The organism is Citrobacter sp. FP75 (genome assembly GCF_018342065.1).
Taxonomy (GTDB): Bacteria; Pseudomonadota; Gammaproteobacteria; order Enterobacterales; family Enterobacteriaceae; genus Citrobacter.
On the sequence record NZ_JAFDOE010000008.1, the window covers coordinates 103,030 to 129,225 of the forward strand.

General features: G+C 53.7%; 20 protein-coding genes. 11 read left to right on the top strand and 9 right to left on the bottom strand.

Annotated elements, in window-relative coordinates; genetic code table 11:
• Positions 1-2: 2 nt before the first annotated feature.
• Positions 3-1,142, bottom strand: a complete 1,140-nt coding sequence (locus tag JQ822_RS21080) for an IS1/IS1595 family N-terminal zinc-binding domain-containing protein (protein WP_213135094.1) — start codon at positions 1,140-1,142, stop codon at positions 3-5.
• A gap of 133 nt (positions 1,143-1,275) precedes the next feature.
• Between JQ822_RS21080 and JQ822_RS21085 the strand changes: the two genes are divergently transcribed.
• Positions 1,276-2,832: a bifunctional metallophosphatase/5'-nucleotidase gene (locus tag JQ822_RS21085; protein WP_213135095.1), complete on the top strand. Its 1,557-nt coding sequence runs from the start codon at positions 1,276-1,278 to the stop codon at positions 2,830-2,832.
• Positions 2,833-2,870: 38 nt separating this feature from the next.
• Here the strand turns inward: JQ822_RS21085 and JQ822_RS21090 are convergent, their stop codons facing one another.
• On the bottom strand, positions 2,871-3,248 hold the full coding sequence (locus JQ822_RS21090) for a carboxymuconolactone decarboxylase family protein (protein WP_213135121.1): 378 nt from the start codon (positions 3,246-3,248) through the stop codon (positions 2,871-2,873).
• Positions 3,249-3,337: 89 nt separating this feature from the next.
• Here JQ822_RS21090 and JQ822_RS21095 point away from each other — a divergent pair, with 89 nt between their 5' ends.
• The 3 genes from JQ822_RS21095 (at position 3,338) to katG (ending at position 7,640) form a co-directional block, all read left to right on the top strand.
• Positions 3,338-4,246, top strand: coding sequence for a LysR family transcriptional regulator (locus JQ822_RS21095; protein ID WP_213135096.1), 909 nt, complete (start codon positions 3,338-3,340; stop codon positions 4,244-4,246).
• 157 nt (positions 4,247-4,403) lie between these two features.
• The gene (gene metF, locus JQ822_RS21100; RefSeq protein WP_213135097.1) at positions 4,404-5,291 is read left to right on the top strand and encodes a methylenetetrahydrofolate reductase; all 888 of its coding nucleotides are present in this window, start codon (positions 4,404-4,406) and stop codon (positions 5,289-5,291) included.
• A gap of 168 nt (positions 5,292-5,459) precedes the next feature.
• On the top strand, positions 5,460-7,640 hold the full coding sequence (gene katG / locus JQ822_RS21105; RefSeq protein WP_213135098.1) for a catalase/peroxidase HPI: 2,181 nt from the start codon (positions 5,460-5,462) through the stop codon (positions 7,638-7,640).
• A gap of 55 nt (positions 7,641-7,695) precedes the next feature.
• On the opposite strand, the gene gldA is transcribed toward katG, so the two are convergent.
• Genes gldA through ptsP form a run of 3 tightly spaced genes read right to left on the bottom strand, consistent with a single transcriptional unit; the run spans position 7,696 to position 11,985 of the window.
• Entirely contained in the window at positions 7,696-8,799 is a 1,104-nt protein-coding gene (gldA, locus tag JQ822_RS21110) for a bifunctional L-1,2-propanediol dehydrogenase/glycerol dehydrogenase (RefSeq protein ID WP_213135099.1), read from the bottom strand.
• An 11-nt stretch (positions 8,800-8,810) separates the two neighbouring features.
• Positions 8,811-9,473: a fructose-6-phosphate aldolase gene (gene fsa, locus JQ822_RS21115; RefSeq protein ID WP_213135100.1), complete on the bottom strand. Its 663-nt coding sequence runs from the start codon at positions 9,471-9,473 to the stop codon at positions 8,811-8,813.
• A 10-nt stretch (positions 9,474-9,483) separates the two neighbouring features.
• Positions 9,484-11,985 (bottom strand): phosphoenolpyruvate--protein phosphotransferase, encoded by a 2,502-nt coding sequence (gene ptsP, locus JQ822_RS21120; protein WP_213135101.1) that lies wholly within the window; start codon positions 11,983-11,985, stop codon positions 9,484-9,486.
• A 308-nt stretch (positions 11,986-12,293) separates the two neighbouring features.
• On the opposite strand from ptsP, the gene JQ822_RS21125 reads away from it, so the two are divergent.
• The 5 genes from JQ822_RS21125 to JQ822_RS21145 are packed head-to-tail and all read left to right on the top strand — an operon-like array spanning position 12,294 to position 17,254.
• On the top strand, positions 12,294-13,373 hold the full coding sequence (locus JQ822_RS21125; RefSeq protein WP_213135102.1) for a PTS fructose transporter subunit EIIC: 1,080 nt from the start codon (positions 12,294-12,296) through the stop codon (positions 13,371-13,373).
• A gap of 14 nt (positions 13,374-13,387) precedes the next feature.
• Complete coding sequence (locus JQ822_RS21130) at positions 13,388-13,708, top strand: PTS fructose-like transporter subunit IIB (RefSeq protein WP_213135103.1); 321 nt, start codon at positions 13,388-13,390, stop codon at positions 13,706-13,708.
• Positions 13,709-13,754: 46 nt separating this feature from the next.
• Positions 13,755-16,052 carry a formate C-acetyltransferase gene (locus tag JQ822_RS21135; protein WP_213135104.1) on the top strand — a complete coding sequence of 766 codons (2,298 nt, stop codon included), beginning with the start codon at positions 13,755-13,757 and terminating at the stop codon, positions 16,050-16,052.
• Positions 16,018-16,896 carry a [formate-C-acetyltransferase]-activating enzyme gene (locus JQ822_RS21140; RefSeq protein ID WP_213135105.1) on the top strand — a complete coding sequence of 293 codons (879 nt, stop codon included), beginning with the start codon at positions 16,018-16,020 and terminating at the stop codon, positions 16,894-16,896. The genes JQ822_RS21135 and JQ822_RS21140 overlap by 35 nt, the downstream gene beginning before the upstream one ends.
• Position 16,897: 1 nt before the next feature.
• Entirely contained in the window at positions 16,898-17,254 is a 357-nt protein-coding gene (locus JQ822_RS21145; protein ID WP_213135106.1) for a PTS fructose-like transporter subunit IIB, read from the top strand.
• Here the strand turns inward: JQ822_RS21145 and JQ822_RS21150 are convergent.
• The 4 genes from JQ822_RS21150 to argE form a co-directional block, all read right to left on the bottom strand.
• Complete coding sequence (locus JQ822_RS21150) at positions 17,241-18,101, bottom strand: helix-turn-helix transcriptional regulator (protein ID WP_213135107.1); 861 nt, start codon at positions 18,099-18,101, stop codon at positions 17,241-17,243. The two genes, JQ822_RS21145 and JQ822_RS21150, sit on opposite strands and share 14 nt — an antisense overlap.
• A 90-nt stretch (positions 18,102-18,191) precedes the next feature.
• Complete coding sequence (locus tag JQ822_RS21155) at positions 18,192-19,925, bottom strand: phosphoethanolamine transferase CptA (protein WP_213135108.1); 1,734 nt, start codon at positions 19,923-19,925, stop codon at positions 18,192-18,194.
• A gap of 208 nt (positions 19,926-20,133) precedes the next feature.
• Entirely contained in the window at positions 20,134-22,785 is a 2,652-nt protein-coding gene (gene ppc, locus JQ822_RS21160) for a phosphoenolpyruvate carboxylase (protein ID WP_213135109.1), read from the bottom strand.
• Positions 22,786-23,028: 243 nt separating this feature from the next.
• A complete protein-coding gene (gene argE / locus JQ822_RS21165; protein ID WP_213135110.1) occupies positions 23,029-24,180 on the bottom strand; it encodes an acetylornithine deacetylase in 1,152 nt (383 codons plus the stop codon).
• Between the two features lie 156 nt (positions 24,181-24,336).
• Between argE and argC the strand changes: the two genes are divergently transcribed.
• Both argC and argB read left to right on the top strand, forming a co-directional pair.
• Positions 24,337-25,341, top strand: coding sequence for an N-acetyl-gamma-glutamyl-phosphate reductase (gene argC / locus JQ822_RS21170; protein ID WP_213135111.1), 1,005 nt, complete (start codon positions 24,337-24,339; stop codon positions 25,339-25,341).
• Positions 25,342-25,348: 7 nt separating this feature from the next.
• A complete protein-coding gene (gene argB / locus JQ822_RS21175) occupies positions 25,349-26,125 on the top strand; it encodes an acetylglutamate kinase (protein WP_213135112.1) in 777 nt (258 codons plus the stop codon).
• Positions 26,126-26,196 lie beyond the last annotated feature (71 nt).

Genomic DNA, 26,196 nt, shown 5'->3' on the forward strand with positions numbered 1-26,196 from the left:
CATCACCGCCCGGCAAGTTGCTGCCGGGCTATGAGGTCGTTGTATTTCCCCGCCAGTGCTCTTATCGCCTGAAACACATAATGAGCAGAGTAACGGGCGCTATCCCGAAATTCCGTCTGTTGCCGCAACCAGACGATAAAATGGCGGCTTGCCGCCAGCGTTATTGATGTCCCTGTTTCAACGTGCCCCTCTGTTAGCAGACATACCATTTTACGATTGCAGCCTTGCTCCAAAATCTGCCATTGGTTCTGCCACCATCCCTGATCCGTTTTGCCCCGTAGTTGCCAGGGTAATGTGCATTTACTGTCATTTATCTCTTCATCTATAAACCACAGCGAGGCGTGACGATTGCGAAACAATTCGGCCCAGGCGGTGATTGTCGCGCCGCGCAGAAAGCATTCGTGAGAGATAATGTGTGTTTTTACCTGTGGCCAGAGGTGACTCAGTATGCGGAAATGCCCGTGTGCAGCAATTACCGGACGTAAAATAGCGCCGCTGGCGTTACGTTTGAGCATCGCGCTGCCGTACTGAATTTCGTCAAACTGGCTGCGGCGCAAAAACTGGGTTTCTCGCTGACTCACGCGTTGAATCATATCGTCCTGAATCTCTGTTGCCTCACCGATGCCGCGCCATCGGTAACGTAATGACGCGCCAACATGATGAGGCGTGAAATTACTGGAAATATGCAGAATATTTCCGCGCAGGGCGTCAAAACTGAGTAATACGTAGAGTTGCTGATCGGCGCTTGCACCCTGAAATGGCACTATAAGAGGGACCGTCGCGATTTGCTCTGGCGGGCTGATGACGTTCAGCGACGACTGTCCTGGGGTCCAGACCTTTTTACAGCTCCGACACTGAACGCGCTGGGTACCTCGTGGGTTATGACCATAACGTATGGTCTCTTTCTGATAGCAAACAGGGCAGAAAAACCCACTATTTACGGCAAAATGGGTCAAATATGCGGATAACCAGGCGTGAAATTGTTCAGTGTCAAACAGTGGAGGATAACTTCCACATGCCCGGCAGTGCAGTGCGGCATACCCCAGTCGATAATCTGGCCAGTTGTAGTCAGGTGAGCTCGCCAACCCCAGGTTTTGACAACCAAAAGACTTGCAGCAATTGATGGTGAACAGAGATGTCATCGCGCTACCAACGATTTTTAATGGTTGCTGATTTTGGACTGCAACTATCACAGCTGGATGTGAGTTTTCTCACATAAAAATACCTTTCAGAACGTAACGTAGCATCTCTTTATATGACTGAAAGGGATTGATTATGAAGTTAAAAATGCTTGCTGCTGGCGTTTTGGTATCACTGCCGTTCTGGGCTAGTGCCAAAGATGTCACGATTATCTATACCAACGATCTCCACGCTCATGTCGAACCTTATAAGGTCCCATGGATTGCCAATGGCGCACGCGATATTGGTGGTTGGGCCAATATCACCACGATGGTGAAGCAGGAGAAAGCGAAAAATAGTGCCACCTGGTTTTTTGATGCTGGCGATTATTTTACCGGGCCGTATATCAGCAGCCTGACCAAGGGTAAGGCGATTATCGATATCATGAACACCATGAATTTTGACGCTGTCACCATGGGCAATCATGAATTCGATCACGGTTGGGACAATACGCTGCTGCAGCTGAGTCAGGCAAAGTTTCCGATCGTGCAGGGCAATATCTTTTACCAGAACAGCAGCAAAATGTTCTGGGACAAGCCTTACACCATTATTGAAAAAGATGGCGTGAAGATTGGCGTGATTGGTCTGCACGGCGTGTTTGCCTTTGACGATACGGTTTCTGCTGCGACGCGTGTAGGTATCGAAGCACGGAATGAAGTGAAGTGGCTGCAGCGCTATATCGATGAGCTAAAAGGCAAAGTTGATCTGACCGTGGCGCTGATCCATGAAGGCACGCCAGCGCGTCAGTCTAGTATTGGGGGGACCGATGTACGCCGTGCGCTGGATAAAGACATCCAGACTGCAGGTCAGGTGCATGGGCTGGACATCCTTATTACCGGGCATGCGCATGTTGGGACGCCGGAGCCGATTAAGGTGGGTAATACCCTGATCCTCTCTACCGACAGCGGTGGTATTGATGTGGGTAAACTGGTGCTGGATTATCAGGATAAACCTCACCGATTTACCGTGAAAAACTTCGAGCTGAAGACCATTTTTGCTGATGAGTGGCAGCCAGACCCGCAGACTAAACAGGTCATTGATGGCTGGAATAAACAGCTCGACAAGGTCGTGCAGCAAACGGTCGCAAACTCACCGGTTGAGTTGACGCGTGCTTACGGGGAGTCCTCTTCGTTGGGGAATCTGGCGGCAGATGCACTGTTGGCGGCAGCGGGTAAAGATACTCAATTAGCGCTGACGAATTCAGGCGGCATCCGTAATGAAATTCCGGCGGGCGCTATCACCATGGGGGCCGTCATTAGCACCTTCCCGTTCCCGAATGAGCTGGCTACGATGGATCTCACCGGTAAGCAGTTGCGTAGTTTGATGGAGCACGGCGCGGGATTAAGTAACGGTGTACTGCAGGTGTCCAAAGGGCTGGAGATGAAGTACGACAGCAGCAAACCGGCCGGTCAGCGGGTCACCGTCTTGACGCTTAACGGTAAGCCAATTGAGGACTCCGCGGTTTATCATATTGCTACCAATAGCTTCCTGGCAGATGGCGGTGATGGTTTTACGGCATTTACCGAAGGTAAAGCGCGAAATACATCCGGTGGTTACTACGTCTCTAATGCCGTCGTTGATTATTTCAAAGTGGGGAACACGCTTACGGATGAGCAACTGAAAGGCATGCGTGTGGAAGATATGAAAAAGTAACGAGTTCAGGCCAGCAGAGTATCTGCTGGCCTGTTGTTTTAACCCTTGTGAGAGGCAAACACCTCTTTTGCGGCGAACAACCCATTCAGTGCAGCGGGAAAACCTGCATATACAGCCATTTGCATAATCACTTCAACGATCTCATCCTGCGTTAAACCAACGTGTAATGCCGCGCCAATATGCACTTTCAACTGTGGTGCGGCGTTACCCAGCGCCGTTAATGCCGCAACGGTAGCAATTTCTCTGCTGCGTAAATCCAGCCCCGGTCTTGAATAGATGTCGCCAAAAGGAAATTCCAGCAGGTAGCGGGCGAAGTCAGGTGCAATATCTTTCAGGCTCTCGACGACGGCCTCGCCCCCTTTACCATCCACTTTTTGCAACATCTCCTGACCTGTAATAAAGCGTTCTGAAGGCATCATTTCTTCCTCATTTGTGTGGTGTATGGCGTGAGGATAGAGCGGGCAGAATAATTGGGATAATACCGACTCTGTGATACCTTTTCGGTATGACTACCTCTCCGCTTCACTCACTGGATATTCGCCTGCTGCGTTACTTTGCCGTGGTGGCACAAGAGAACAACATGAGCCGCGCGGCGCAGCGCTTGTTTATGTCGCAGCCACCGCTGAGTCGCCATATTCGCCAGCTCGAAGAACGCCTGGGGGTAACGCTTTTTGTCCGTCATACCAAGGGGTTGACACTCACGGAGGAAGGGGGGCGCGTACTGGAGCTTATCCGTCCGCTGCTGGCACAGCAGGATGAAACCTATGCGGCATTGAGCAAGCTTGGGCAAACCGGTACACAGTCGCTACGATTTGGATTGACTACCGCGTTTGAGCAGGGGGTTTTTGCTGCGCTTGAGTCACAGCTTAATACACGTGTACAGAAGCTACATATTGTCCGTCATGGTTCGCCTGAACTGGCGCGCCAGGTTCGTCGGGGAAAGCTTGATGCTGCACTGGTGGCGCTACCTCTTGAGACCACGGGACTTAGCGTCGCACCGCTCGGCTGGCAAGAATCGATGATTGCCGTCTTACCCGCGCTCTGGCCAGAAGCGGAGCAGCCTTCTGTCTCGTTAACGGCGCTGAACCACCGGCCACTGTTCTGGTTCAAACGCGAGCGTAATCCCGCCTTTTTTGATTACACCCGACACATTTTTCGTCGTGCTGGTTACTCTCCTGCTTATATTGAAGAGCCGCTGGAACATGACGTGCTGCTGGCGCGGATCGCGCAGGGTGACGGTCTGAGTTTACTTCCGGCTTCATTTTCCGCTATCCAGCGTCAGGGAGTGATATTCCTTCCGCTTACCGATACCGAATTGCGTATTAGCATAGGGTTGCTGATGCTGCCTGAGAACGTAACAAAATTAGAATGGCTGCAGACGGTCGTGACGCAATCCCTCACCATTTCAGGTTGATGTGAATTTTTTTCACGTTGACTGAGTATTCCTCACCTTTAACGATGATTTTTATGTTGACGTTACTGCGCTTTTCCGTCATTTTTACATCTAGACGTCTAAACGTATAGCAGTTCACAACACAACATATAACGACAAAAGATTGATGAGGTAAGGTATGAGCTTTTTTCACGCCAACCAGCGGGAAGCCCTGAATCAGAGCCTGGCTGAAGTCCAGGGTCAGATTAACGTTTCGTTCGAGTTTTTCCCGCCGCGCACCAGTGAAATGGAGCAAACACTGTGGAACTCAATCGATCGTCTGAGCAGTCTGAAGCCAAAGTTTGTCTCCGTGACCTACGGCGCAAATTCCGGTGAGCGCGACCGCACGCACAGCATCATTAAAGGGATTAAGGATCGTACCGGCCTTGAAGCGGCCCCGCACCTGACCTGTATTGATGCGACCCGCGATGAACTGCGTACTATCGCTCAGGATTACTGGAACAACGGCATTCGCCATATTGTTGCCCTGCGCGGTGACCTGCCGCCAGGCGGCGGAAAGCCGGATATGTACGCCACCGATCTGGTTGGGTTACTCAAAGAAGTGGCAGACTTTGATATCTCTGTTGCGGCCTATCCGGAAGTGCATCCAGAAGCCAAAAGCGCCCAGGCCGATCTGCTCAACCTGAAGCGTAAAGTTGATGCTGGCGCGAACCGCGCAATCACCCAGTTCTTTTTTGATGTGGAAAGTTACCTGCGTTTTCGTGACCGCTGTGTGACCGCGGGAATTGATGTGGAAATTATTCCAGGTATCCTGCCCGTCTCTAACTTTAAGCAGGCGAAGAAATTTGCCGACATGACTAACGTCCGCATTCCGGCGTGGATGTCGACAATGTTTGATGGTCTGGATGATGACGCGGAAACCCGCAAGCTGGTGGGCGCGAATATTGCCATGGATATGGTGAAGATTCTAAGCCGAGAAGGGGTGAAAGATTTCCACTTCTATACCCTTAACCGCGCCGAAATGAGCTACGCTATTTGTCACACACTGGGTGTAAGACCTAACTAAACAGATGCCCCAGCCCTCTACGGAGGGCTTTTTATTGATCATTTTGATCTACATCTCTGTAACGTAAAATATAAAAGGAATTAGCTATCGAATCTGTGGGTTATTTCGACTATATCTTATCTCTGGTGGTGTATATCGTAGTCAGAACACTGTAAAGGGAGCATATAGATGAGCATGTCCGACGATAACCATAACGCATCAACTGCCGGTAAGTGTCCTTTCCATCAGGGTGGGCCCGATCACAGCGCGGGAGCAGGAAGAAATAACCGCGACTGGTGGCCGAATCAACTCCGTGTAGACCTTTTGAATCAACATTCCAACCGTTCGAACCCGCTGGGTGAGGACTTCAACTACCGCAAAGAATTTAGCAAACTCGACTATTCTGCCCTGAAAGGGGATCTCAGAGCCCTTCTGTCCGAATCTCAACCGTGGTGGCCTGCTGACTGGGGCACGTATGCCGGTTTGTTTATCCGTATGGCATGGCACGGCGCTGGGACCTATCGCTCTATTGATGGGCGCGGTGGCGCAGGTCGCGGACAGCAGCGTTTTGCACCACTGAACTCCTGGCCGGACAACGTGAGCCTTGATAAAGCGCGCCGTCTGCTGTGGCCTGTGAAGCAAAAATATGGTCAGAAAATTTCCTGGGCCGACCTGTTTATCCTTGCGGGTAACGTCGCGCTGGAAAACTCCGGCTTCCGTACCTTTGGTTTTGGTGCCGGTCGTGAAGATGTTTGGGAACCGGATCTTGATGTGAACTGGGGTGATGAAAAAGCCTGGTTAACGCACCGTCACCCGGAAGAGCTGGCGAAAGCCCCGCTGGGTGCGACCGAGATGGGACTTATCTATGTGAACCCGGAAGGGCCGGACCATAGCGGCGAACCCCTTTCTGCGGCAGCAGCGATTCGCGCGACCTTCGGTAACATGGGAATGAACGACGAAGAAACCGTGGCGCTGATTGGCGGCGGTCATACGTTGGGTAAAACCCACGGCGCAGGTCCTGCATCACACGTCGGTCCCGATCCAGAATCGGCGCCGATTGAAGCGCAGGGCCTTGGCTGGGCCAGCAGCTACGGCAGTGGTGTGGGCGCAGACAATATCACCTCCGGTCTGGAAGTGGTCTGGACGCAGACGCCGACTCAGTGGAGCAACTATTTCTTCGAGAACCTGTTCAAATACGAATGGGTACAGACCCGCAGCCCGGCCGGTGCTATCCAGTTTGAAGCGGTCGATGCGCCAGAAATTATTCCGGATCCGTTTGATCCCGAGAAAAAACGTAAGCCGACAATGCTGGTTACTGACCTGACGCTGCGTTTTGATCCGGAATTCGAAAAGATCTCCCGTCGTTTCCTTAACGATCCGCAGGCGTTTAACGAAGCCTTTGCTCGCGCGTGGTTTAAACTGACGCACCGGGATATGGGACCAAAATCACGTTACATTGGACCAGAAGTCCCGCAGGAAGATCTGATTTGGCAGGATCCGCTGCCGCACGCATTCTTCAACCCAAGCGAAGAAGATATTCTTAACCTGAAGGCGACCATTGCGGCTTCCGGGCTGTCCGTCGGTGAACTGGTATCGGTGGCGTGGGCTTCTGCGTCAACGTTCCGCGGTGGTGATAAACGCGGTGGTGCTAACGGGGCGCGTCTGGCGCTGGACCCGCAACGCGGCTGGGATGTGAATGCTACGGCAGCCCGTGTTCTGCCGGTGCTGGAAGGTATTTATAAATCTGCGCATACCGCCTCGTTGGCCGATATTATCGTGCTGGCTGGCGTCGTAGGTGTGGAGAAAGCGGCAAGTGCGGCGGGTGTCAGCATCACTGTACCTTTTGTTCCGGGCCGCGTGGATGCGCGTCAGGATCAAACTGATATTGAGATGTTTGAACTGCTCAAGCCGATTGCCGACGGGTTCCGTAATTATCGTTCCCGCCCCGATGTTTCAACCACCGAGTCGTTGCTGATCGATAAAGCACAGCAGTTGACGCTAACCCCGCCGGAAATGACCGTGCTGGTGGGCGGCATGCGCGTGCTGGGGACCAACTTCGATGGCAGCCAGCACGGTGTCTTTACCGACCGTCCGGGCGTGCTCAGCACCGACTTCTTTGTCAATCTGCTGGATATGCGTCACGAATGGAAGGCGGTTGATGAGTCACAGGAGCTGTTTGAAGGCCGTGACCGTCTGAGCGGTGAAGTGAAATACACGGCAACCCGCGCCGATCTGGTGTTTGGTTCTAACTCGGTACTGCGCGCAGTGGCTGAAGTTTATGCCAGCAGCGATGCCCATGAGAAGTTCGTGAAGGACTTTGTCGCGGCATGGGTGAAAGTGATGAATCTGGATCGTTTCGACTTGCAGTAATTTGCTGATTGTTTAATGAAAAATCCCCGCATTTGCGGGGATTTTTATTTGGGGATTATTCCCACTCTTGTAAATAACGCTGACCGTACTGGTCTGCTACCAGTAGAGCAGCGTAAACCTGATCCGGCGTGGCGCCGCCAGGCATGTTGTGGATGGTTTCGCCTTCCGCGCAGGAGGCTTGCGCCACCGTGCGCATTTTCGCCGGGATATCTTGCTTGATATCCAGTTGTGCCAATGTAATTGGCAGACCCACGGAATGGCACAGCGCGGCAACGGTTTCAATTTCTTCGACCGGCGCGTTTTCCAGCACCAGTTGCGTCAGCGTACCGAACGCCACTTTTTCACCGTGATAGTAGTGATGTGCGTCCGGAATTGCCGTCAGGCCGTTATGGATAGCGTGCGCGGCTGCCAGACCACCGCTTTCAAAACCGACGCCGCTCAGATAGGTGTTGGCTTCAATGATGCGTTCCAGCGCCGGAGTGACCACATGCTGCTCGGCGGCCAGCATCGCTTTTTCACCTTCTTCAATCAGCGTGTTGTAGCACAGTTCAGCCAGTGCAAGTGCAGCCTGAGTACATTGACCACCCGCCATAGTCGTTGCACCGCTGCGTGAACAGGCGCGTGCTTCAAACCAGGTTGCCAGCGCATCGCCGATGCCCGCAGCTAACAGACGCGCTGGTGCGCCCGCGACAATTTTGGTGTCAACAATAACCCTGTCCGGGTTGTTCGGTAGCAGCAGATAGCGATCGAATTCGCCCGCATCGGTATAAATAACGGACAGCGCGCTGCACGGTGCGTCGGTAGACGCGATGGTTGGTGCAATGGCGACGGGTACGCCCATAAAATGCGCCAGCGCTTTGGCGGTATCCAGCGTTTTACCGCCGCCAATACCGAGTACTGCGCCACACTGTGCTTTTTCTGCCACGCCGCGCAGACGGTCGATTTCATTTTGTGAACATTCACCGCCAAATGGTGCGATTTCCAGTGCCAGGCCTGCATCATGGAAGCTTTTTTCCAGAGCGGGCTGCGCAAAGCCTAAAACAAATTTGTCCCCCACGACCAGCCAGCGTTCAGCCAGTGGTTTGAGGTAGCTGCCAAGACGAGTAATAACATCGGCACCCTGGATGTATTTACCCGGTGATTGAATAATGCGATCCATACGTTATCTCCTTAAAGAGTGATACGACCAAATGCGTTGTTCCAGTCCTGTTCAAACTTCTCTATAGCTGACTCTACCGCAGGGGTGTTGAGCATTTGTTGCGCTACGTCTAATGGCAGGGTGATTGCTTCACATCCTGCCAACAAGCAATCCAGCGCCTGACGCGGGGTTTTAAAGCTGGCCGCCAGCACCATGCTGTTCGGCGCATGCAGCTCCAGTAACGTTTGCAGTTCCTGTACCGTACGGATACCGTCGCCGCCCTGGGCGTCAACGCGGTTCACATATGGCGCCACATATTTCGCGCCCGCCAACGCCGCCAGCAGACCTTGAGATGCGCTGTACACGGCGGTGCCAAGCGTAGTGATCCCTTCTTTTTTCAACTGCTTGATAGCGGCCAGACCTTCTGCAGTGACCGGAATTTTTACCACGATGCCCGGTACGGCATTACTCAGGCGTTTGGCTTCCTCCACCATACTCTGCGCATCGCGGCCCATGGTCTGAGCAAACAGAATGCCTTCTTCGCCGATGGCTTTTTGCAGGCGGGGCAGTACATCCCAGATGGACTCTTTACTTGCTGCCACAATGCTCGGATTAGTGGTGACGCCAGCAATTGGGAAAATACGTGCCAGACGTTCGACTTCCGCCACGTTGGCGGTATCCAGATACAGTTCCATAGCCTTTCCTTTACAGTTCAAGTTCATGTTGCAGCAGGCTGGCAATCGCCTCGGCAGAAACAGCGTTAACCAGCGCATTGCGGAATTCTTCGTGCATAATGCGGCGCGCCAGACGCGAGAAAATACGCATATGCTGGTCGCCCGCGGCGTGTTTGTTGAGCGTCAGCATGATGATGAATTGCGCATCGTCATCGCCCCAGCGTACTGGGGCTTTCAGCCTCGCCACGCTGATGGTCGACTGCTCAATATGTTCAGATTTGCTGTGCGGGATGGCGAAACTAAATCCCAGCCCGGTAGAAAATACCGCCTCGCGTGCCCACAGGTCGGCCTCCAGCTTACGCGGGTAGCGGCAGCGACCTGCCAGCAACAGGTTGTCGGTCATCCCTTTGATGACCTCCTCTTTACTGCGCCAGTCGCTATCAAGCGTGATGCACTGGGCGGTGACCAGTGGGGCATCCTGCTGGGCCATGCGAAACTGCGCCAGCAGATGCTCCACTTCCAGCGAGGTGCGACAGGCCATCGACTGATTCAGTAACTGGCGGCAGGCGCGGCTGTCGAGTTGTGCCATCCGCGCTTTGGCGGCGGGAATTGACGGGGCGCTCATGCTAATCTCATCCAGCCCCAGACCAACCAGCAGCGGCAGGATGGAGCCTTTCGCCCCCAGTTCACCGCACAGACCAATCCATTTACCCTGGCGATGTACTGCCTGAACCGCGAAATCCAGCGCGCGCAGGAAAGCAGGGTTGAGGCTGTTGTAGTGACGGGTGACTTTGGCGTTGTCGCGATCGACCGCCAGCAGATACTGGGTCAGGTCATTGCTACCAATACTAAAGAAATCAATCTCCTCACAGCACTGGTCGATGATGAACATCACCGACGGGACTTCCAGCATGATGCCGAACGGGATCTTCTCATCAAACGGGACGTGTTCATTACGCAACTGCTGTTTGGCTTCAGCCAGTTTCTCTTTCACCCACAGGATCTCTTCCATCGACGAGATCATCGGGATCATGATTTTCAGGCTACCGTGCGCTGACGCGCGGAGGATCGCCCGCAGTTGGGTGGTAAACAGGGCGACGTATTCTTCATAGATACGTACGGCGCGATAGCCAAGGAACGGGTTGGCTTCGGCAGGAATGTTCAGATAATCAACGGGTTTATCACCGCCGATATCCATGGTGCGCACAATAATGCTGCGACCCGCTGCGGATTCCAGCGCCTGGCAAAAGATATTGTACAGTTCGCTCTCGCCGGGGGCGCTGGTTCTGTCCATATACAGCATTTCTGTGCGAAACAGGCCGACCGCTTCCGCGCCGTTGCCAAAAGCCGCCTGCGCTTCCACCGAATGAGCGATGTTGGCGGCGACTTCCATGCGAATTCCATCTGCGGTGCGCGCTTCCTGCGTTAGCCAGATCCGCTGTTGTTCGCGCAGCGCGTCCTGTACGCGGGCTTCCTGCTGATAATAACGCGCCACCGCCTCATCTGGTGCCACCATCACCGCGCCTGCATTACCATCAATATAAACGGTCTGGTTTAACCATGGGGTTAACGCCTCGACCTCCACGCCAACCAGCGTCGGGATGTTAAATGAACGGGCGAGAATAACGGTATGAGATGTGTTGCCGCCGCTTTTTAACAGCAAGCCTTTGAGGAACGTTTTATCCAGTTCAAGAAACTGGCTTGGGGTGAGTTCGTCAGCCATACAGACCGTTGGCTGCGTCAGTTTGCCGGGTGCCGGGAAGCGCTGCTCGCCGTAAATCAGTTGAAGCAACTGGAAGCAGACGTCGCGCACGTCCAGCGCCCGTTCCTGCAGATAGCTGCTGCTGGATCGGGCAAATTCTTCGCAGAAGTGATTCGCGCTTTCAGTAATAGCCTCAGCGCAGCTCAACCCCTGCGAGACACCCGCCAGCAGGTGTTGGCGTAAGGATGTATCGCCCGCCAGTGAGCGGTGTGCTTCCAGAATCGCGCTGGTGGCGCCGTCGCTGTCCAGTAAACGAAACTCGATGTTTTTTATCAACAGTATTAAGCCGTCATCCAGTGCAGACTGCTCTGCTTCCGGGCCTTTGGTGGCGGGAAGTTCTCCGAGCGCGTTGAGATCGAGAGAAGAGAGCTGCGTCAGCACGCCGCCTGCGCAGCCGTTGCAAACAGCACGGGCGCGGAATAACTGCGGATTCAGGTTGGTGAGCGAAGCCGGAAGCGGCTCCATTTCGTTGTTTTTGACCTCCGCCAGCGGAGCGTCGCACAGCGGAAACTCCTCTCGCAACCACTGGCTCAGACGCTGGTGCGCAACCTGCTCATCCGCGCCGGAAATCAGCAACTGGCAGTTGTCGCCCGTCAGCGTGTCGGTGCCAATCAGCGCCAGCGCGCTTTTGGCGTTGCCCTTACGGTCAGAGCGCAGGTTATGCCACTCAATATGCGAGGTAAACGTATTGCACAGTGTTTCAACGTGGCTTGCCGGGCGTGCATGTACGCCATTCGGTAGCTCACAGGTAAATTCCACAATCAGGGCCATGGCCTCTCTCCCATAAAGGTTCCTTGTTTACAGGATAAAAGGGCAATGCCCGCGCGTGCCATGTGACAAATCTGCCAAAAGCTGGACAAATGTAATGTAAGTTTCAAAGTGAGAGATGCTTCACAAGTCAGCTTAGCGTGGAAATTTTGGGAAGGTTCATAAGTTATGAGGCGGATCGCATTTTTGCAGTGACATTACAAAAGTCCAGTAAATGGCCTTTTTATCCACTGTCTGCATCGTCCCGGATTGCCTATTGTTTGCCACAACAATGTTATGGACATGGGCTTTTAACAGCCCGGGAGCGACTTATGAAAGAGTTGGTGCAGATCCTGAAAAACACCCGTCAGCATTTAATGACCGGCGTTTCGCATATGATCCCCTTTGTAGTGGCGGGCGGAATTTTATTGGCGGTTTCCGTCATGCTGTATGGCAAAGGTGCTGTGCCGGATGCTGCGACCGACCCCAATCTCAAGAAGCTATTTGATATTGGCGTTGCCGGACTGACTCTGATGGTGCCTTTCCTCGCCGCCTATATCGGCTATTCCATCGCCGAGCGCTCTGCGCTTGCTCCTTGTGCCATCGCGGCTTGGGTGGGTAACAGCTTCGGTGCCGGTTTCTTTGGCGCGCTGATCGCCGGGATTATTGGCGGCATAGTTGTCCATTATCTAAAGAAGATTCCCGTACATAAGGTGCTTCGTTCGGTAATGCCCATTTTCGTTATCCCCATCGTCGGCACCTTTATTACCGCAGGCATCATGATGTGGGGATTAGGCGAGCCGGTTGGCGCGTTAACGGCCAGCCTGACGCATTGGTTACAGGGCATGCAGCAGGGAAGCATCGTGCTGCTGGCGGTTGTCATGGGGCTGATGCTGGCCTTCGATATGGGGGGGCCGATCAACAAAGTTGCCTACGCCTTCATGCTGATTTGCGTGGCGCAGGGTGTTTATACCGTGGTCGCGATTGCCGCCGTTGCCATCTGCGTGCCGCCGCTGGGCTTAGGGCTGGCGACGCTGATTGGGCGTAAAAACTTCTCTACTGAAGAGCGTGAAGCCGGGAAGGCCGCGCTGGTGATGGGCTGCGTCGGCGTAACCGAAGGCGCGATCCCATTTGCCGCCGCTGACCCGTTGCGCGTGATCCCCTCCATCATGATTGGTTCCGCCTGTGGCGCGGTAACGGCTGCGCTGTTCGGCGCACAGTGTTATGCCGGTTGGGGCGGGTTGATTGTTCTGCCGGTTGTGGAAGGCAAGCTGGGTTATATCGCCGCCGTCGCCGTTGGAGCCGTCGTGACTGCTCTGTGCGTTAACGTACTGAAAAGTCTGGCGCGTAAGAAAGTCTCTCAGGTTGACGAGAAAGAAGACGACCTGGATTTAGATTTTGAAATGAATTAAGCGAGGAATAAACCATGACTAAAATTATCGCAGTAACAGCATGTCCATCAGGCGTTGCGCACACCTATATGGCGGCAGAAGCGCTGGAAAGTGCCGCGAAAGCGAAGGGTTGGGACGTAAAGGTAGAGACGCAAGGCTCGATAGGTGTGGAAAACGAACTGACTGCGGCAGATGTTGTGGCGGCAGATATGGTTATTCTGACCAAAGATATCGGTATCAAGTTTGAGGAACGTTTTGCGGGCAAAACTATTGTTCGCGTCAACATCAGTGATGCGGTGAAACGCGCTGACGCCATCATGAACAAGATTGACGCGCATCTGGCGCAGACCGCTTAACTATTTTTGTTTAAGAGCCTGATGATCAGGCTCCAGGGAGTTCTTCATGACGAACCGTATCCAACGCCTCAAAACCGCTTTGTTTCAAAACAATCGCGAAATTTCGCTTGAGCGCGCGCGGCTTTATACCGCCAGCCATAAGCAGACGGAGGGTGAGCCGGTTATTCTGCGTCGGGCCAAAGCCACCGCATATATTCTTGAGCATGTTGAGATTTCGATTCGTGATGAGGAACTGATTGCCGGGAATCGCACCGTGAAGCCGCGTGCGGGCATTATGTCGCCGGAGATGGACCCCTACTGGCTGCTCAACGAGCTGGATCAGTTCCCGACTCGCCCGCAGGATCGCTTCGAGATTAGCGAAGAGGATAAGCGCCTCTACCGCGACGAGCTGTTCCCGTACTGGGAAAAACGGTCGATGAAAGACTTCATCAACGGTCAGATGACCGATGAGGTGAAGGCCGCCGTCAGCACGCAGATTTTTAGCGTTAACCAGACGGACAAAGGGCAGGGGCATATCATTATTGATTACCCGCACTTGCTCAATCACGGGTTGGGCGAACTGGTGGCACAGATGCAACAGCACTGTCAGCAGGAGCCGGAAAACCACTTTTATCAGGCGGCGCTGTTGCTGCTTGAGGCTTCGCAAAAACACATTCTGCGTTACGCCACTCTGGCGGAGAAGATGGCAGAAGGTTGTCAGGATGCTCAGCGTCGTCAGGAACTCCTGACCATCGCAGCCAACTCTCGCCACAATGCGCAGCACAAGCCACGGACCTTTTGGCAGGCGTGCCAGCTGTTCTGGTACATGAACATTATTCTGCAATATGAATCCAACGCCAGTTCGCTTTCACTGGGGCGCTTCGACCAGTATATGCTGCCTTTCTATCAGGCGTCCCTGACCCAGGGAGAAGATCCGGCCTTCTTAAAAGAGCTTCTCGAGTCGCTGTGGGTGAAATGTAATGACATCGTGCTGCTGCGCTCCACCAGCAGCGCCCGCTATTTCGCTGGATTCCCGACGGGCTTTACCGCGCTGCTCGGCGGCCTGACGGAGAATGGGCGCAGCGCGGTGAACGTGCTCTCTTTCCTTTGTCTGGATGCCTATCAGAGCGTGCAATTGCCGCAGCCGAACCTCGGCGTGCGTACCAACGCGCTGATTGATACGCCATTCCTGATGAAAACGGCGGAGACCATTCGCCTTGGCACCGGTATTCCGCAAATCTTTAATGATGAAGTGGTCGTACCCGCTTTCCTCAATCGCGGCGTATCGCTGGAGGATGCGCGGGATTACGCCGTGGTGGGCTGCGTGGAGCTGTCGATTCCGGGCAGAACGTATGGGCTGCATGATATCGCTATGTTTAATTTGCTGAAAGTGATGGAGATTTGCCTGTATGAGAACGAAAACAACGGTGAGCTGACGTATGAAAGTTTGCTCGCGCATATTCGTGCCAAAATCAGCCACTACATTACGCTGATGGTGGAGGGCAGCAATATTTGCGATATCGGCCACCGCGACTGGGCACCGGTGCCGCTGCTCTCTTCGTTCATCAGCGACTGTCTGGAGAAAGGCTGCGACATTACCGATGGCGGCGCGCGCTACAACTTCTCCGGCGTACAGGGGATTGGTATTGCCAATCTCAGCGACTCTCTGCATGCGCTCAACGGGCTGGTGTTCGAGCAGAAGCGCTTAAGTTTTGACGAACTGCTGTCGGTATTAAAGGGCAACTTTGCCTCGCCGGAGGGCGAGAAAGTCCGCGCCCGGCTGATTAACCGTTTCGAAAAATACGGTAATGACATTGACGATGTGGACAACATTAGCGCCGAGCTGCTGCGTCATTACTGTAAAGAGGTGGAAAAATACCAGAACCCGCGCGGGGGGCAATTTACGCCAGGTTCATATACCGTTTCCGCTCATGTACCGCTGGGTTCCGTGGTGGGGGCGACGCCGGACGGCCGCTTCGCTGGGGAGCAGTTGGCGGACGGCGGTTTATCACCGATGCTTGGGCAGGATATGCAAGGGCCGACGGCGGTACTGAAATCGGTCAGTAAACTGGATAACACGCTGCTTTCCAATGGTACGTTGCTGAATGTGAAGTTCACTCCCGCCACGCTGGAGGGGGAGGCGGGTTTACGCAAGCTGGCTGATTTCCTGCGGGCGTTTACCCAGCTCAAGCTACAGCACATCCAGTTTAACGTGGTGAATGCTGAAACATTACGAGAAGCGCAGCAGCGCCCGCAGGATTTTGCCGGGCTGGTGGTACGCGTGGCGGGTTATAGCGCCTTCTTTGTCGAGCTGTCGAAGGAGATCCAGGATGACATCATTCGCCGCACCGCGCATCAACTGTGAAGTGATTGAGCCGATTGGCGAGGAGATCGCGCGTATTTTCAATATTCAGCGTTATTCATTGAATGACGGGCAGGGTATTCGTACCGTGGTCTTTTTTAAAGGTTGCCCGCATATCTGCCCGTGGTGCGCCAATCCTGAATCTATTTCTCCGCAAATTGAAACGGTACGACGGGAGAATAAATGCCTGCATTGTGCGCCGTGTCTACGCGACGCCGACGAGTGTCCTTCCGGTGCGTTTGAGCGTATCGGACGGGATGTCACGCTGGATGAGCTGGAACGTGAAGTGATGAAGGATGACGTGTTCTTTCGCACGTCTGGCGGTGGCGTTACGCTTTCTGGTGGAGAAGTGCTGATGCAGGCGGCGTTTGCCACGCGGTTCCTGCAACGTCTGCGGCGCTGGGATATTCGCTGTGCGATTGAAACGGCTGGCGATGCCCCGGCCAGCCGTTTACTGCCGCTGGTAAGAGAGTGCGATGAAGTCCTGTTCGATATGAAAATCATGGACCCCGCGCAGGCGCGTGAAGTGGTTAAAATGAATTTGCCGCGCGTGCTGGAGAATTTGCGGCTGTTGGTCGCAGAGGGAATCAATGTCATTCCCCGCCTGCCGCTGATTCCGGGCTACACGCTCAATAAAGAGAATATGCAGCAGGCGCTGACGTTGTTGTTATCATTAGGTATAAAGCAGCTACACCTGCTACCGTTCCATCAGTATGGCGAGCCAAAATATCGCCTGCTTGGGCAGCAGTGGTTGATGAAGGGTGTACCCGTCCCATCAACGCAAGAGGTGGCGACACTGTGTAAGATGGCAGAAGACGCCGGATTTCATGTAACCGTAGGAGGTTAATATGGCAGTCGCACCTGTACGATATATGGTGGCAGTGACCGCTTGCGTCAGCGGTGTCGCGCATACCTATATGGCTGCCGAAAGGCTGGAAAAGCTCTGCCAGCAGGAAAAGTGGAGCATTAAGATCGAGACACAGGGCGCGCTGGGAACGGAAAATCGCTTAACTGAAGACGATATCAGCCGAGCGGATGTTGTGCTGCTGATTACCGATATCGAACTGGCAGGAGTAGAGCGTTTTGCCCAGAGCCGCTACGTTCAGTCAGGCATTAGCGCTTTTCTGCGAGATCCTCAGCGGGTAATGAGCGCCGTGCGTAAACTTCTCACCGCACCACAGCATACTCACCTCACTCTGGACTGATCGCTTTTTCCGTCAACTGGCTGTGATATTGTCGACGATACTCCGAGGGTGAACGCTCCGTATTTTTGCGAAACAGGCGACAGAAATAGTTACTGTCGACGAACCCACAGGTGTGGGCCACCTCTTTGACCTTCAGATCATAACCCTTCAACAGCGTTTTTGCGTGCTCCAGTCGCGTGTAGTTCAGGTACTCATTAAAGCCCACCGCGCCCGTTTTTTGAAATAAATGCGAGAGATAGTTCGGTGAGATATAAAACGCCTGCGCCACCGATTCGCGGGTGAGCGCGCTAGCGTAACGCTCATCAATATAGTCGCGGATGGCTTCAAAAAGCGCCTGGCTGCGTGAAGCAGTCTGAATCTGGCTGCCGAGAAGATCGCGACAATGACTGAGCAGGCTGGCGACAATCAGCCTCGCGGTTTGCTGTTCCTGGGGCTGCATCTGCATTTCATTGAGCGTTTGCAGCAGGAAAGAACCAATACGTGGCCCGCGCCGTGCGACGTGCTGTTTTGCCAGGTTTTGATACTGCTTGCCATCCCAGTGAACAATGCTGAATCCTAGCTGCTGTTTGCCAAACAGGATACTGAGCGTGGTGACCGGCGTTAGCCACTGCGGAAAATTCCAACCGCCCGCCGGAACGTACAGGACATCACTGGCGGTCAGCGTCGCGGGGGTACCAGCGATTCCGCTATCCAAAAATTCACCTTCCAGCACAATCTCCAGCCGGGGAAAATCAACCTGATACGCCAGGTCCGGCATAGAGTCGTTGCTGTGGGCAAAGTAAACCTGGCGCAGCGGCGTGGGGCCATTAATAAGACGAGAGAGAAGGTGGCTGACGTCGTGATACATGTGAATCCCTTGCCGATCGCAGAGAGGGAAACAGTAACGTTGATGATAAAAAAAGGCCACCCTAAAAGAGTGGCCTGTTGCGGCAAATTATTACTGATTACCGATTTGATCGCCGTAAGGCAGAGTGTCGTAATCAATCAGGGCGTTTTTCTTGTACGGATTACCAATCCAGCGGGTCGTCTCTTTGAACTGCGGGTTAGTAATGGCTCGCGTCGGGTCAAAACCATCGTAGGTAAAGCCTGCTAAATCAGACCACGTGTGGATAAGCTCTGAGCTGCTGTACTTACGATCAACATCCTGTGAGAAGTCCCGCGGATGCGCGGCCTGCCATTTTTCAGAGGTCCACAGCAGGAACGGCACCGTATACATATGACGCGTCGGGTTATCTTCATTACGACCCTGCGTTTTATGCGGCGGCGTGTCATACACCTCTTCACCGTGATCGGAGAAGTAGAGCAGGAAGCCGTTTGGATCGGTTGCTTTATAGTCTTTGATCAGACTGGCAATAATGTGGTCGTTATACACATTGGCGCTGTCATAGTCGTTGTAGGACTCCAGCTCATCGTTGCTCAGCCCTGCCGGGACGTTGTCGATATTGTTATCGAATTTCCCCTGACCATCTGGATAGCGGAACTTGTACTTAATATGCGTACCCAGCAGATGAACGATGATGAATTTTTTCGGCGCCGGGTCGGCCAGCACTTCTTTAAATGGGCCCAGCACGTTGCTGTCGTATTCGCGCGCACTTTGGGTGCGCTGCTGGTTCATGTAAAACTGCTTATCCGTCTGCTTGGAAAACACGGTCAGCATGGTGTTGCGGGCGGTCATTGTTTGCTGGTTAGTGATCCAAAAGGTCTTATAACCCGCCTGTTTCATCATGTTCATCAGCGACGGCTGCGTCAGATATAAATCCGGGTTCTTCTCGTTGGCGAAGGTCAGCGCCTGTTGCAGGATTTCAATGGTGTACGGACGAGAGGTCACGACATTATTGAATACAGTGAGGTTAGGATCGGATTTGTGCAGCGCGTCCAGTTCCGGCGTGGTTTCACGTGGATAACCGTACAGGCTCATACGTCCACGCTGAGTCGACTCGCCAATCACCAGCACCAGCGTGCGTGGTGCATCGCCAGAATTGTCTTTAAAGTTCGCCAGCGGCGGCAGCGCATTGTTCTCATTTAGCAGACTGTTCAATGAGGTCAACTGCTGACGATACTGATAATAGCCAGAGATAAACTGCCACGGTGCGGCGGGTTCCATACGCGACGCGAGACCATCCAACGTTTTTTCAAACGGTTTATGCTTGATGAAGGTATTCATGGCCATCGGGTGCAGAATCAAACCGTATAACAGCGCAAACGACACCAGGTAACGCCAGGGGGACGGAATATGAACCGGGCGCAGGCGCGTCCACAGCAGAATAGCCACGGCGGTATAGGCCAGCGCGATAAAAACAATCTTGAGGCTGAAATACTGGCTTAAATATTCGCTGGCTTCGTTCGCATTGGTTTCAAACATCACGTACAGAACGCTTTGCGAGAACTCCTGTCCGTAGATGACGTAATAACTCAGTGCGGCCAGCGACGCTGCCCACAGCGCGACGCCAATGACGGCGGCAATAATGCGGATACGGTTGGGAAATAAGAATATCGGGATCAGCCACAGTGAACTAAACAATAATGAGTCACGTAATCCGGTCGATCCGCTGTAACCGCTAAAATAAATAATGGCCTGCAATAATGAAGAAAAGAACCAAAAATAGAGAAGCGCCCAACCCAGGGCTTTCCAGCTAAACGCGGGTTTAGACTGGGGTGATAAGGATTGCATAGTATGAGCCTGTCATTAGTCGTGTCGCCAAGAGTAGCGGCTAAATCTTAAGGGGATCTGAAGCTTCGCGATGTTAATATCGCGTTTTGTTGATGATTCATTCATAAAATGTATGAATCTGAGCGGAATATATTGGAAATGAAGTGGTTATGACAAGCGTTTTCGAACTCACCCCCGCGCAATAGCACGGGGGTGACAGGGGATTCACTTAACCTGTATTACGCATACCGGCTGCGACACCCGCAATGGTGACCATCAGCGCTTGCTCAACGCGCGGGTCAGGCGCTTCACCTTGCTCTTCTGCCAGACGCGAACGGTGTAACAGTTCAGCCTGTAGGACGTTCAGCGGATCGGTGTAGATATTCCTTAATTGAATCGACTCGGCAATCCACGGCAGGTCGGCCATCAAATGTGAGTCGTTGGCAATGGCCAGCACCACGTCGATGTCGGCTTCCAGACGGTGACGCAGCTCTTCGCCCAGCGGCCACAGCTCTTTTTTGACCAGACGCTGATCGTAGTATTCCGCCAGCCACAGGTCCGCTTTCGAGAACACCATTTCCAGCATGCCAAGGCGCGTGGAGAAGAATGGCCAGTCGCGGCACATTGCTTCAAGTTCGCTTTGTTTACCGTCTTCAACCACTTTTTGCAGTGCGGTACCTGCACCCAGCCAGGCCGGGAGCATCAGGCGGTTCTGCGTCCAGGCAAATATCCACGGAATGGCACGCAGAGATTCCACCCCGCCGGTCGGACGGCGCTTGGCCGGACGTGAGCCGAGCGGTAATTTGCCCAGTTCCTGCTCCGGGGTTGCAGAGCGGAAGTAGGGAACAAAGTCTTTGTTCTCACGCACGTAGCCACGGTACAGCTCGCAGGAGATATCGGACAGCTCATCCATAATATGACACCAGCTGTCCTTCGGCTCCGGTGGTGGCAACAGGTTGGCCTCCAGGATCGCGGCGGTGTACAGCGACAGGCTGCTGATGGTGACTTCCGGCAGACCATACTTGAAGCGGATCATCTCACCCTGCTCAGTAACGCGCAGTCCACCTTTCAGGCTGCCTGGCGGTTGTGAGAGCAGCGCCGCATGGGCCGGTGCGCCGCCGCGGCCAATGGAACCACCGCGGCCGTGGAACAACGTCAGCTCAATGCCGGCTTTTTCGCAGGTTTTGATCAACGCATCTTGTGCCTGATATTGCGCCCAAGAAGCCGCCATGACGCCTGCGTCTTTTGCGGAGTCAGAGTAGCCAATCATGACCATCTGTTTGCCCTGAATCAGACCGCGATACCAGTCGATATTCAACAGCTGAGTCATAACATCGTCAGCATTGTTCAGGTCGTCCAGCGTTTCAAACAGCGGCGCTACCGGCATGGTAAAACCAATGCCGGCCTCTTTCAGCAGCAGGTGAACGGCCAGTACATCCGACGGGGTTTTCGCCATCGAAATAACGTAGGCGGCAATGGAGCCATAAGGCGCTTCGGCAATCACCCGACAGGTGTCGAGCACTTCGCGGGTATCGTTACTCGGCTCCCAGTTTCGTGGCAGCAGTGGACGTTTGGAATTCAGTTCGCGGATCAAGAAGGCCTGTTTGTCTGCTTCTGACCAGCTTTCGTAGTCGCCAATTCCCAGATAGCGGGTCAGTTCGCCCAGCGCTTCGGTATGACGGGTGCTTTCCTGACGAATATCGATACGCACCAGCGGAACGCCAAAACATTTCACGCGCCTAAGGGTATCGAGCAGTTCGCCATTGGCGATGATGCCCATACCGCAGGCTTGCAGAGACTGGTAACATGCGTACAGCGGTTCCCATAGCTGCTCGTTTTGCGTCAACAGGCCGGCAGGTTTCGGCAATTTTTCGCCTTTCAGACGTGCTTCCAGCCAGGCCTGCGTTGTCATCAGACGTGAACGCAGCATCTTCATCAGGTGGCGGTAAGGTTCTGCTGCACCTTCTTCACCCACCAGCGCTAACAGTTCCGGCGTGGCATCGACCATCGATAGCTCAGAAACCAGGAACTGGATGTCTTTCAGGAACAGGTCGGTTGCTTTCCAGCGGCTGAGCAGCAGCACATGACGAGTGATATCCGCCGTCACGTTCGGGTTGCCGTCACGGTCACCACCCATCCAGGAGGTGAATCTGACTGGGACAAAATCGACGGGCAGCTTGTAATTCAGATGTTCTTCCAGCTGTTCGTTCAGTTCACGTAGATAGTTCGGCACACCTTCCCACAGGCTGTTTTCAACCACGGCGAAGCCCCATTTGGCTTCATCAACCGGGCTGGGACGCAGTTTACGGATTTCATCCGTATGCCAGGACTGGGCGATTAACTGGCGCAGGCGGCGCATCAGCTGGTGGCGCTCGTAATCGACGATGTCTTTGTTATCAAGCTGTTTAAGACAGGCGTTCACTTCACCCATTTTATGGATCAACGTGCGGCGGGTGATTTCTGTCGGGTGGGCGGTCAGCACCAGTTCCAGAGAAAGCGATTCTACGGCCTTTTTGATTGTCGCTTCATCAAGGTTGGGCTGCTCTTTCAGCTTGCGCAGGGTTCGAGCAATCACTTCCGGGTTGCTGGCAGCTTCGCCTTTTGGCGAAATGCTGTGGTACTGCTCGGCGGTATTGGCCAGGTTCAGGAACTGGCTAAACGCGCGAGCTACCGGCAGCAGCTCGTCGTTGGACAAGTTCTGCAGCGTAGTGAGCAGCTCCTGACGGTTCGCTTCATTGCCAGCGCGGGATGATTTAGACAGCTTACGGATTGTTTCTACGCGATCGAGAATGTTCTCTCCCAGCGCATCCTTGATGGTTTCTCCCAGCACTTTGCCGAGCATACTGACATTACTACGCAACGCGGAATATTGTTCGTTCATATTAACCCAGACACCCCATCTTGAAATTATTAGCCCTGTATTTTTCGGGCTTAACTTTTTAGCCGTCTTTTATAAAGCCACGTAAAACCCGTGGCGTCAATTGCTGCGAAATCGGTTCAGCAAACGAATAAATGGTGGGAATTTACGTTATTTAATTCACATCGCGTCAAATAAGCGTTGCTTATGCAAATGTTAAATAAATTGCCCCGCTTACCCACAAAGGATTAGTGAGGCGACAGCGAGTTAATGCCAGCAGAAATGATGCACAACCTGGGTAATTAACTCGCGGGTTGGCTTAATGAAGCGTGTTTCCAGATATTCATCTGGCTGATGCGCCTGATTAATGGAACCCGGTCCGAGCACCAGCGTCGGGCAAAGCGTCTGGATAAACGGTGCTTCGGTGCAGTAGTTCACCACGTCGGTTTTCTCGCCGAGCAGTTTTTCCACCACCTCGACCAGTTGGTGATCCGGCGGGCATTCGTAGCCAGGGATTGGCGGATGCAGCTCGGAAACCGTCAGGCGGCCAGGCCAGCGTTCACTCACCGGTGCCAGCGCTTCGGCCAGTAGGCCATTCAGGTCGCTTAACGTCATACCTGGCAGCGGGCGGATATCCATGTGCAGTTCGCAGCAGGCACAGATGCGGTTAGAGGCGTCGCCACCGTGCAGACTGCCGAGGTTTAACGTTGGATACGGCACGGTGAATGAATCGTGGTGATAGCGCGATTTTAGCGAGTCGCGAAGCTGCATAATGTGCCCGATGGCGTCGTGCATCAGTTCAATGGCGTTCACGCCACGCGCCGGATCGCTGGAATGGCCAGACTGACCCAGCACGCGTACCGCCGTAGAGATATGACCCTTATGCGCGCGAATTGGCTGTAGGGACGTTGGTTCTCCGATGATCGCGCAATCCGGGCGAATTGTCGTGTTTTCAGAGAAGTAGCGTGCGCCCGCCATGCTGGTCTCTTCATCGGCGGTGGCCAGAATGTAGAGTGGCTTTTTCAGCTGTTTCACATCGACATCACGTAGCGCATCGAGAATAAACGCGAAAAAACCTTTCATATCCGCCGTGCCCAGCCCGTAGAGCTTATTGTCATGCTCGGTCAGGGTGAACGGATCCCGCGTCCAGCGTCCGTCGTCAAACGGCACAGTGTCGGTATGACCGGCGAGCAGCAGGCCACCCGCGCCAGTGCCGGTACTTGCCAGCATATTGAATTTATTGCGGGTGCCGGGGACCGGTTGTACTTCAACGCTGAAGCCTAAATCTTTGAACCAGTCCGCGAGCAGAGTGATTAAACCTGCATTGCTTTGATCGAGTGCTTCTTCGGTGGCGCTAATCGACGGTGTGGCAATCAGAGCGCGGTAAATCTCGATAAATGGCGGTAAATTGTTTTTCATTGTTGACACACCTCGGGTCATGATAGTATCAATATTCATGCATTATTTGTGAATAAAAATACATTAACGTTGAGCGTAATAAAACCCACCAAGTGTAAGGTGAGGTGAAAAAAGCTTATACCTGGCAACCGAATATTAAGAAGGTGAACAGCCCCGATGTTGAATACGCTGATTGTGGGCGCCAGTGGCTATGCTGGTGCAGAGCTTGTGACCTATGTAAATCGCCATCCTGATATGAACATAACCGCTTTGACTGTCTCAGCGCAAAGCAATGATGCAGGAAAGTTAATCTCCGATTTGCATCCGCAGTTGAAAGGCATTGTCGATTTACCGTTGCAGCCAATGTCAGATATCAGCGAGTTTAGCGCAGGGGTGGACGTTGTGTTCCTCGCAACGGCTCATGAGGTGAGTCATGACCTGGCCCCGCAGTTTTTACAGGCCGGATGCGTGGTGTTTGACCTCTCAGGTGCGTTCCGTGTTAACGACGGCGCCTTCTATGAAAAATATTATGGCTTCACTCATCAGCACCCTGAGCTGCTGGAGCAGGCGGTGTACGGCCTGGCTGAGTGGAGCGCAGACCAACTAAAAGATGCGAATCTGATTGCCGTACCGGGTTGCTACCCGACGGCAGCGCAGTTGTCGCTCAAACCACTCATTGACGCAGGGCTGCTGGATCTCAATCAGTGGCCGGTGATTAACGCCACCAGCGGCGTAAGTGGTGCAGGGCGTAAAGCCGCCATCTCGAACAGTTTCTGTGAAGTTAGCCTGCAGCCGTATGGCGTGTTCACCCATCGCCATCAGCCGGAAATTGCCACGCATTTGGGGGCTGAAGTGATTTTCACCCCGCATCTGGGCAACTTCCCGCGTGGGATCCTGGAAACCATCACCTGCCGTCTTAAAGCGGGCGTAACCCATGCGCAGGTGGCGCAAACGCTGCTGCAGGCATATGGCGATAAACCGCTGGTTCGCCTGTATGACAAAGGTGTTCCGGCGCTGAAAAATGTAGTGGGATTACCGTTTTGTGATATCGGCTTTGCCGTGCAGGGTGGACACCTGATTGTGGTGGCGACCGAAGATAATTTATTAAAGGGCGCGGCGGCACAGGCCATGCAGTGTGCAAATATCCGTTTCGGCTTTGCTGAAACGCAGTCTCTTATTTAAGGATGCAATGATGAATCCATTAATTATCAAGCTGGGCGGCGTTTTACTGGATAGCGAAGAGGCGCTGGAGCGCCTGTTTACCGCACTGGTAAATTATCGCGAGTCGCACCAGCGCCCGCTGGTCATTGTGCACGGCGGCGGCTGCGTGGTTGATGAGCTGATGAAAGGGCTCAACCTGCCGGTGATAAAGAAAAATGGTCTGCGCGTGACGCCTGCCGACCAGATCGACATCATTACCGGTGCCCTGGCCGGGACGGCAAATAAAACGCTGCTGGCATGGGCGAAGAAGCACCATATTGCCTCCGTTGGCCTGTATCTTGGCGATGGTGACAGCGTAAAAGTGACCCAGCTCGATGAAGCGTTAGGTCACGTTGGACTGGCACAGCCGGGTTCGCCTAAGCTGATTAACACGTTGCTGGAAAACGGTTTTCTGCCGGTTGTCAGCTCGATTGGCGTAACGGAAGAAGGGCAGTTAATGAACGTCAATGCCGATCAGGCGGCGACGGCGCTGGCGGCAACGCTGGGCGCGGATCTTATCCTGTTGTCTGACGTTAGCGGTATTCTGGATGGTAAAGGTCAGCGGATTGCCGAAATGACCGCCGCCAAAGCAGAACAGCTGATTGAACAAGGCATTATTACCGATGGCATGATTGTGAAGGTGAACGCGGCGCTGGATGCGGCTCGTACGCTGGGACGTCCGGTGGATATCGCCTCCTGGCGTCATGCTGAACAACTTCCGGCACTGTTTAACGGTACGCCGATTGGCACGCGGATTTTAGCGTAAGATTTTATTGAATGACTGTAGGCCGGGTAAGCGCAGCGCCACCCGGCGGAACTAACGAATAAAGGAACGAT

Excerpts from the sequence above, each read along its gene's own strand:
- JQ822_RS21080 (WP_213135094.1), bottom strand. The coding sequence starts at position 1,142 with ATGACATCTCTGTTCACCATCAATTGCTGCAAGTCTTTTGGTTGTCAA.
- JQ822_RS21085 (WP_213135095.1), top strand. The coding sequence starts at position 1,276 with ATGAAGTTAAAAATGCTTGCTGCTGGCGTTTTGGTATCACTGCCGTTC.
- JQ822_RS21090 (WP_213135121.1), bottom strand. The coding sequence starts at position 3,248 with ATGCCTTCAGAACGCTTTATTACAGGTCAGGAGATGTTGCAAAAAGTG.
- JQ822_RS21095 (WP_213135096.1), top strand. The coding sequence starts at position 3,338 with ATGACTACCTCTCCGCTTCACTCACTGGATATTCGCCTGCTGCGTTAC.
- metF (WP_213135097.1), top strand. The coding sequence starts at position 4,404 with ATGAGCTTTTTTCACGCCAACCAGCGGGAAGCCCTGAATCAGAGCCTG.
- katG (WP_213135098.1), top strand. The coding sequence starts at position 5,460 with ATGAGCATGTCCGACGATAACCATAACGCATCAACTGCCGGTAAGTGT.
- gldA (WP_213135099.1), bottom strand. The coding sequence starts at position 8,799 with ATGGATCGCATTATTCAATCACCGGGTAAATACATCCAGGGTGCCGAT.
- fsa (WP_213135100.1), bottom strand. The coding sequence starts at position 9,473 with ATGGAACTGTATCTGGATACCGCCAACGTGGCGGAAGTCGAACGTCTG.
- ptsP (WP_213135101.1), bottom strand. The coding sequence starts at position 11,985 with ATGGCCCTGATTGTGGAATTTACCTGTGAGCTACCGAATGGCGTACAT.
- JQ822_RS21125 (WP_213135102.1), top strand. The coding sequence starts at position 12,294 with ATGAAAGAGTTGGTGCAGATCCTGAAAAACACCCGTCAGCATTTAATG.
- JQ822_RS21130 (WP_213135103.1), top strand. The coding sequence starts at position 13,388 with ATGACTAAAATTATCGCAGTAACAGCATGTCCATCAGGCGTTGCGCAC.
- JQ822_RS21135 (WP_213135104.1), top strand. The coding sequence starts at position 13,755 with ATGACGAACCGTATCCAACGCCTCAAAACCGCTTTGTTTCAAAACAAT.
- JQ822_RS21140 (WP_213135105.1), top strand. The coding sequence starts at position 16,018 with ATGACATCATTCGCCGCACCGCGCATCAACTGTGAAGTGATTGAGCCG.
- JQ822_RS21145 (WP_213135106.1), top strand. The coding sequence starts at position 16,898 with ATGGCAGTCGCACCTGTACGATATATGGTGGCAGTGACCGCTTGCGTC.
- JQ822_RS21150 (WP_213135107.1), bottom strand. The coding sequence starts at position 18,101 with ATGTATCACGACGTCAGCCACCTTCTCTCTCGTCTTATTAATGGCCCC.
- JQ822_RS21155 (WP_213135108.1), bottom strand. The coding sequence starts at position 19,925 with ATGCAATCCTTATCACCCCAGTCTAAACCCGCGTTTAGCTGGAAAGCC.
- ppc (WP_213135109.1), bottom strand. The coding sequence starts at position 22,785 with ATGAACGAACAATATTCCGCGTTGCGTAGTAATGTCAGTATGCTCGGC.
- argE (WP_213135110.1), bottom strand. The coding sequence starts at position 24,180 with ATGAAAAACAATTTACCGCCATTTATCGAGATTTACCGCGCTCTGATT.
- argC (WP_213135111.1), top strand. The coding sequence starts at position 24,337 with ATGTTGAATACGCTGATTGTGGGCGCCAGTGGCTATGCTGGTGCAGAG.
- argB (WP_213135112.1), top strand. The coding sequence starts at position 25,349 with ATGATGAATCCATTAATTATCAAGCTGGGCGGCGTTTTACTGGATAGC.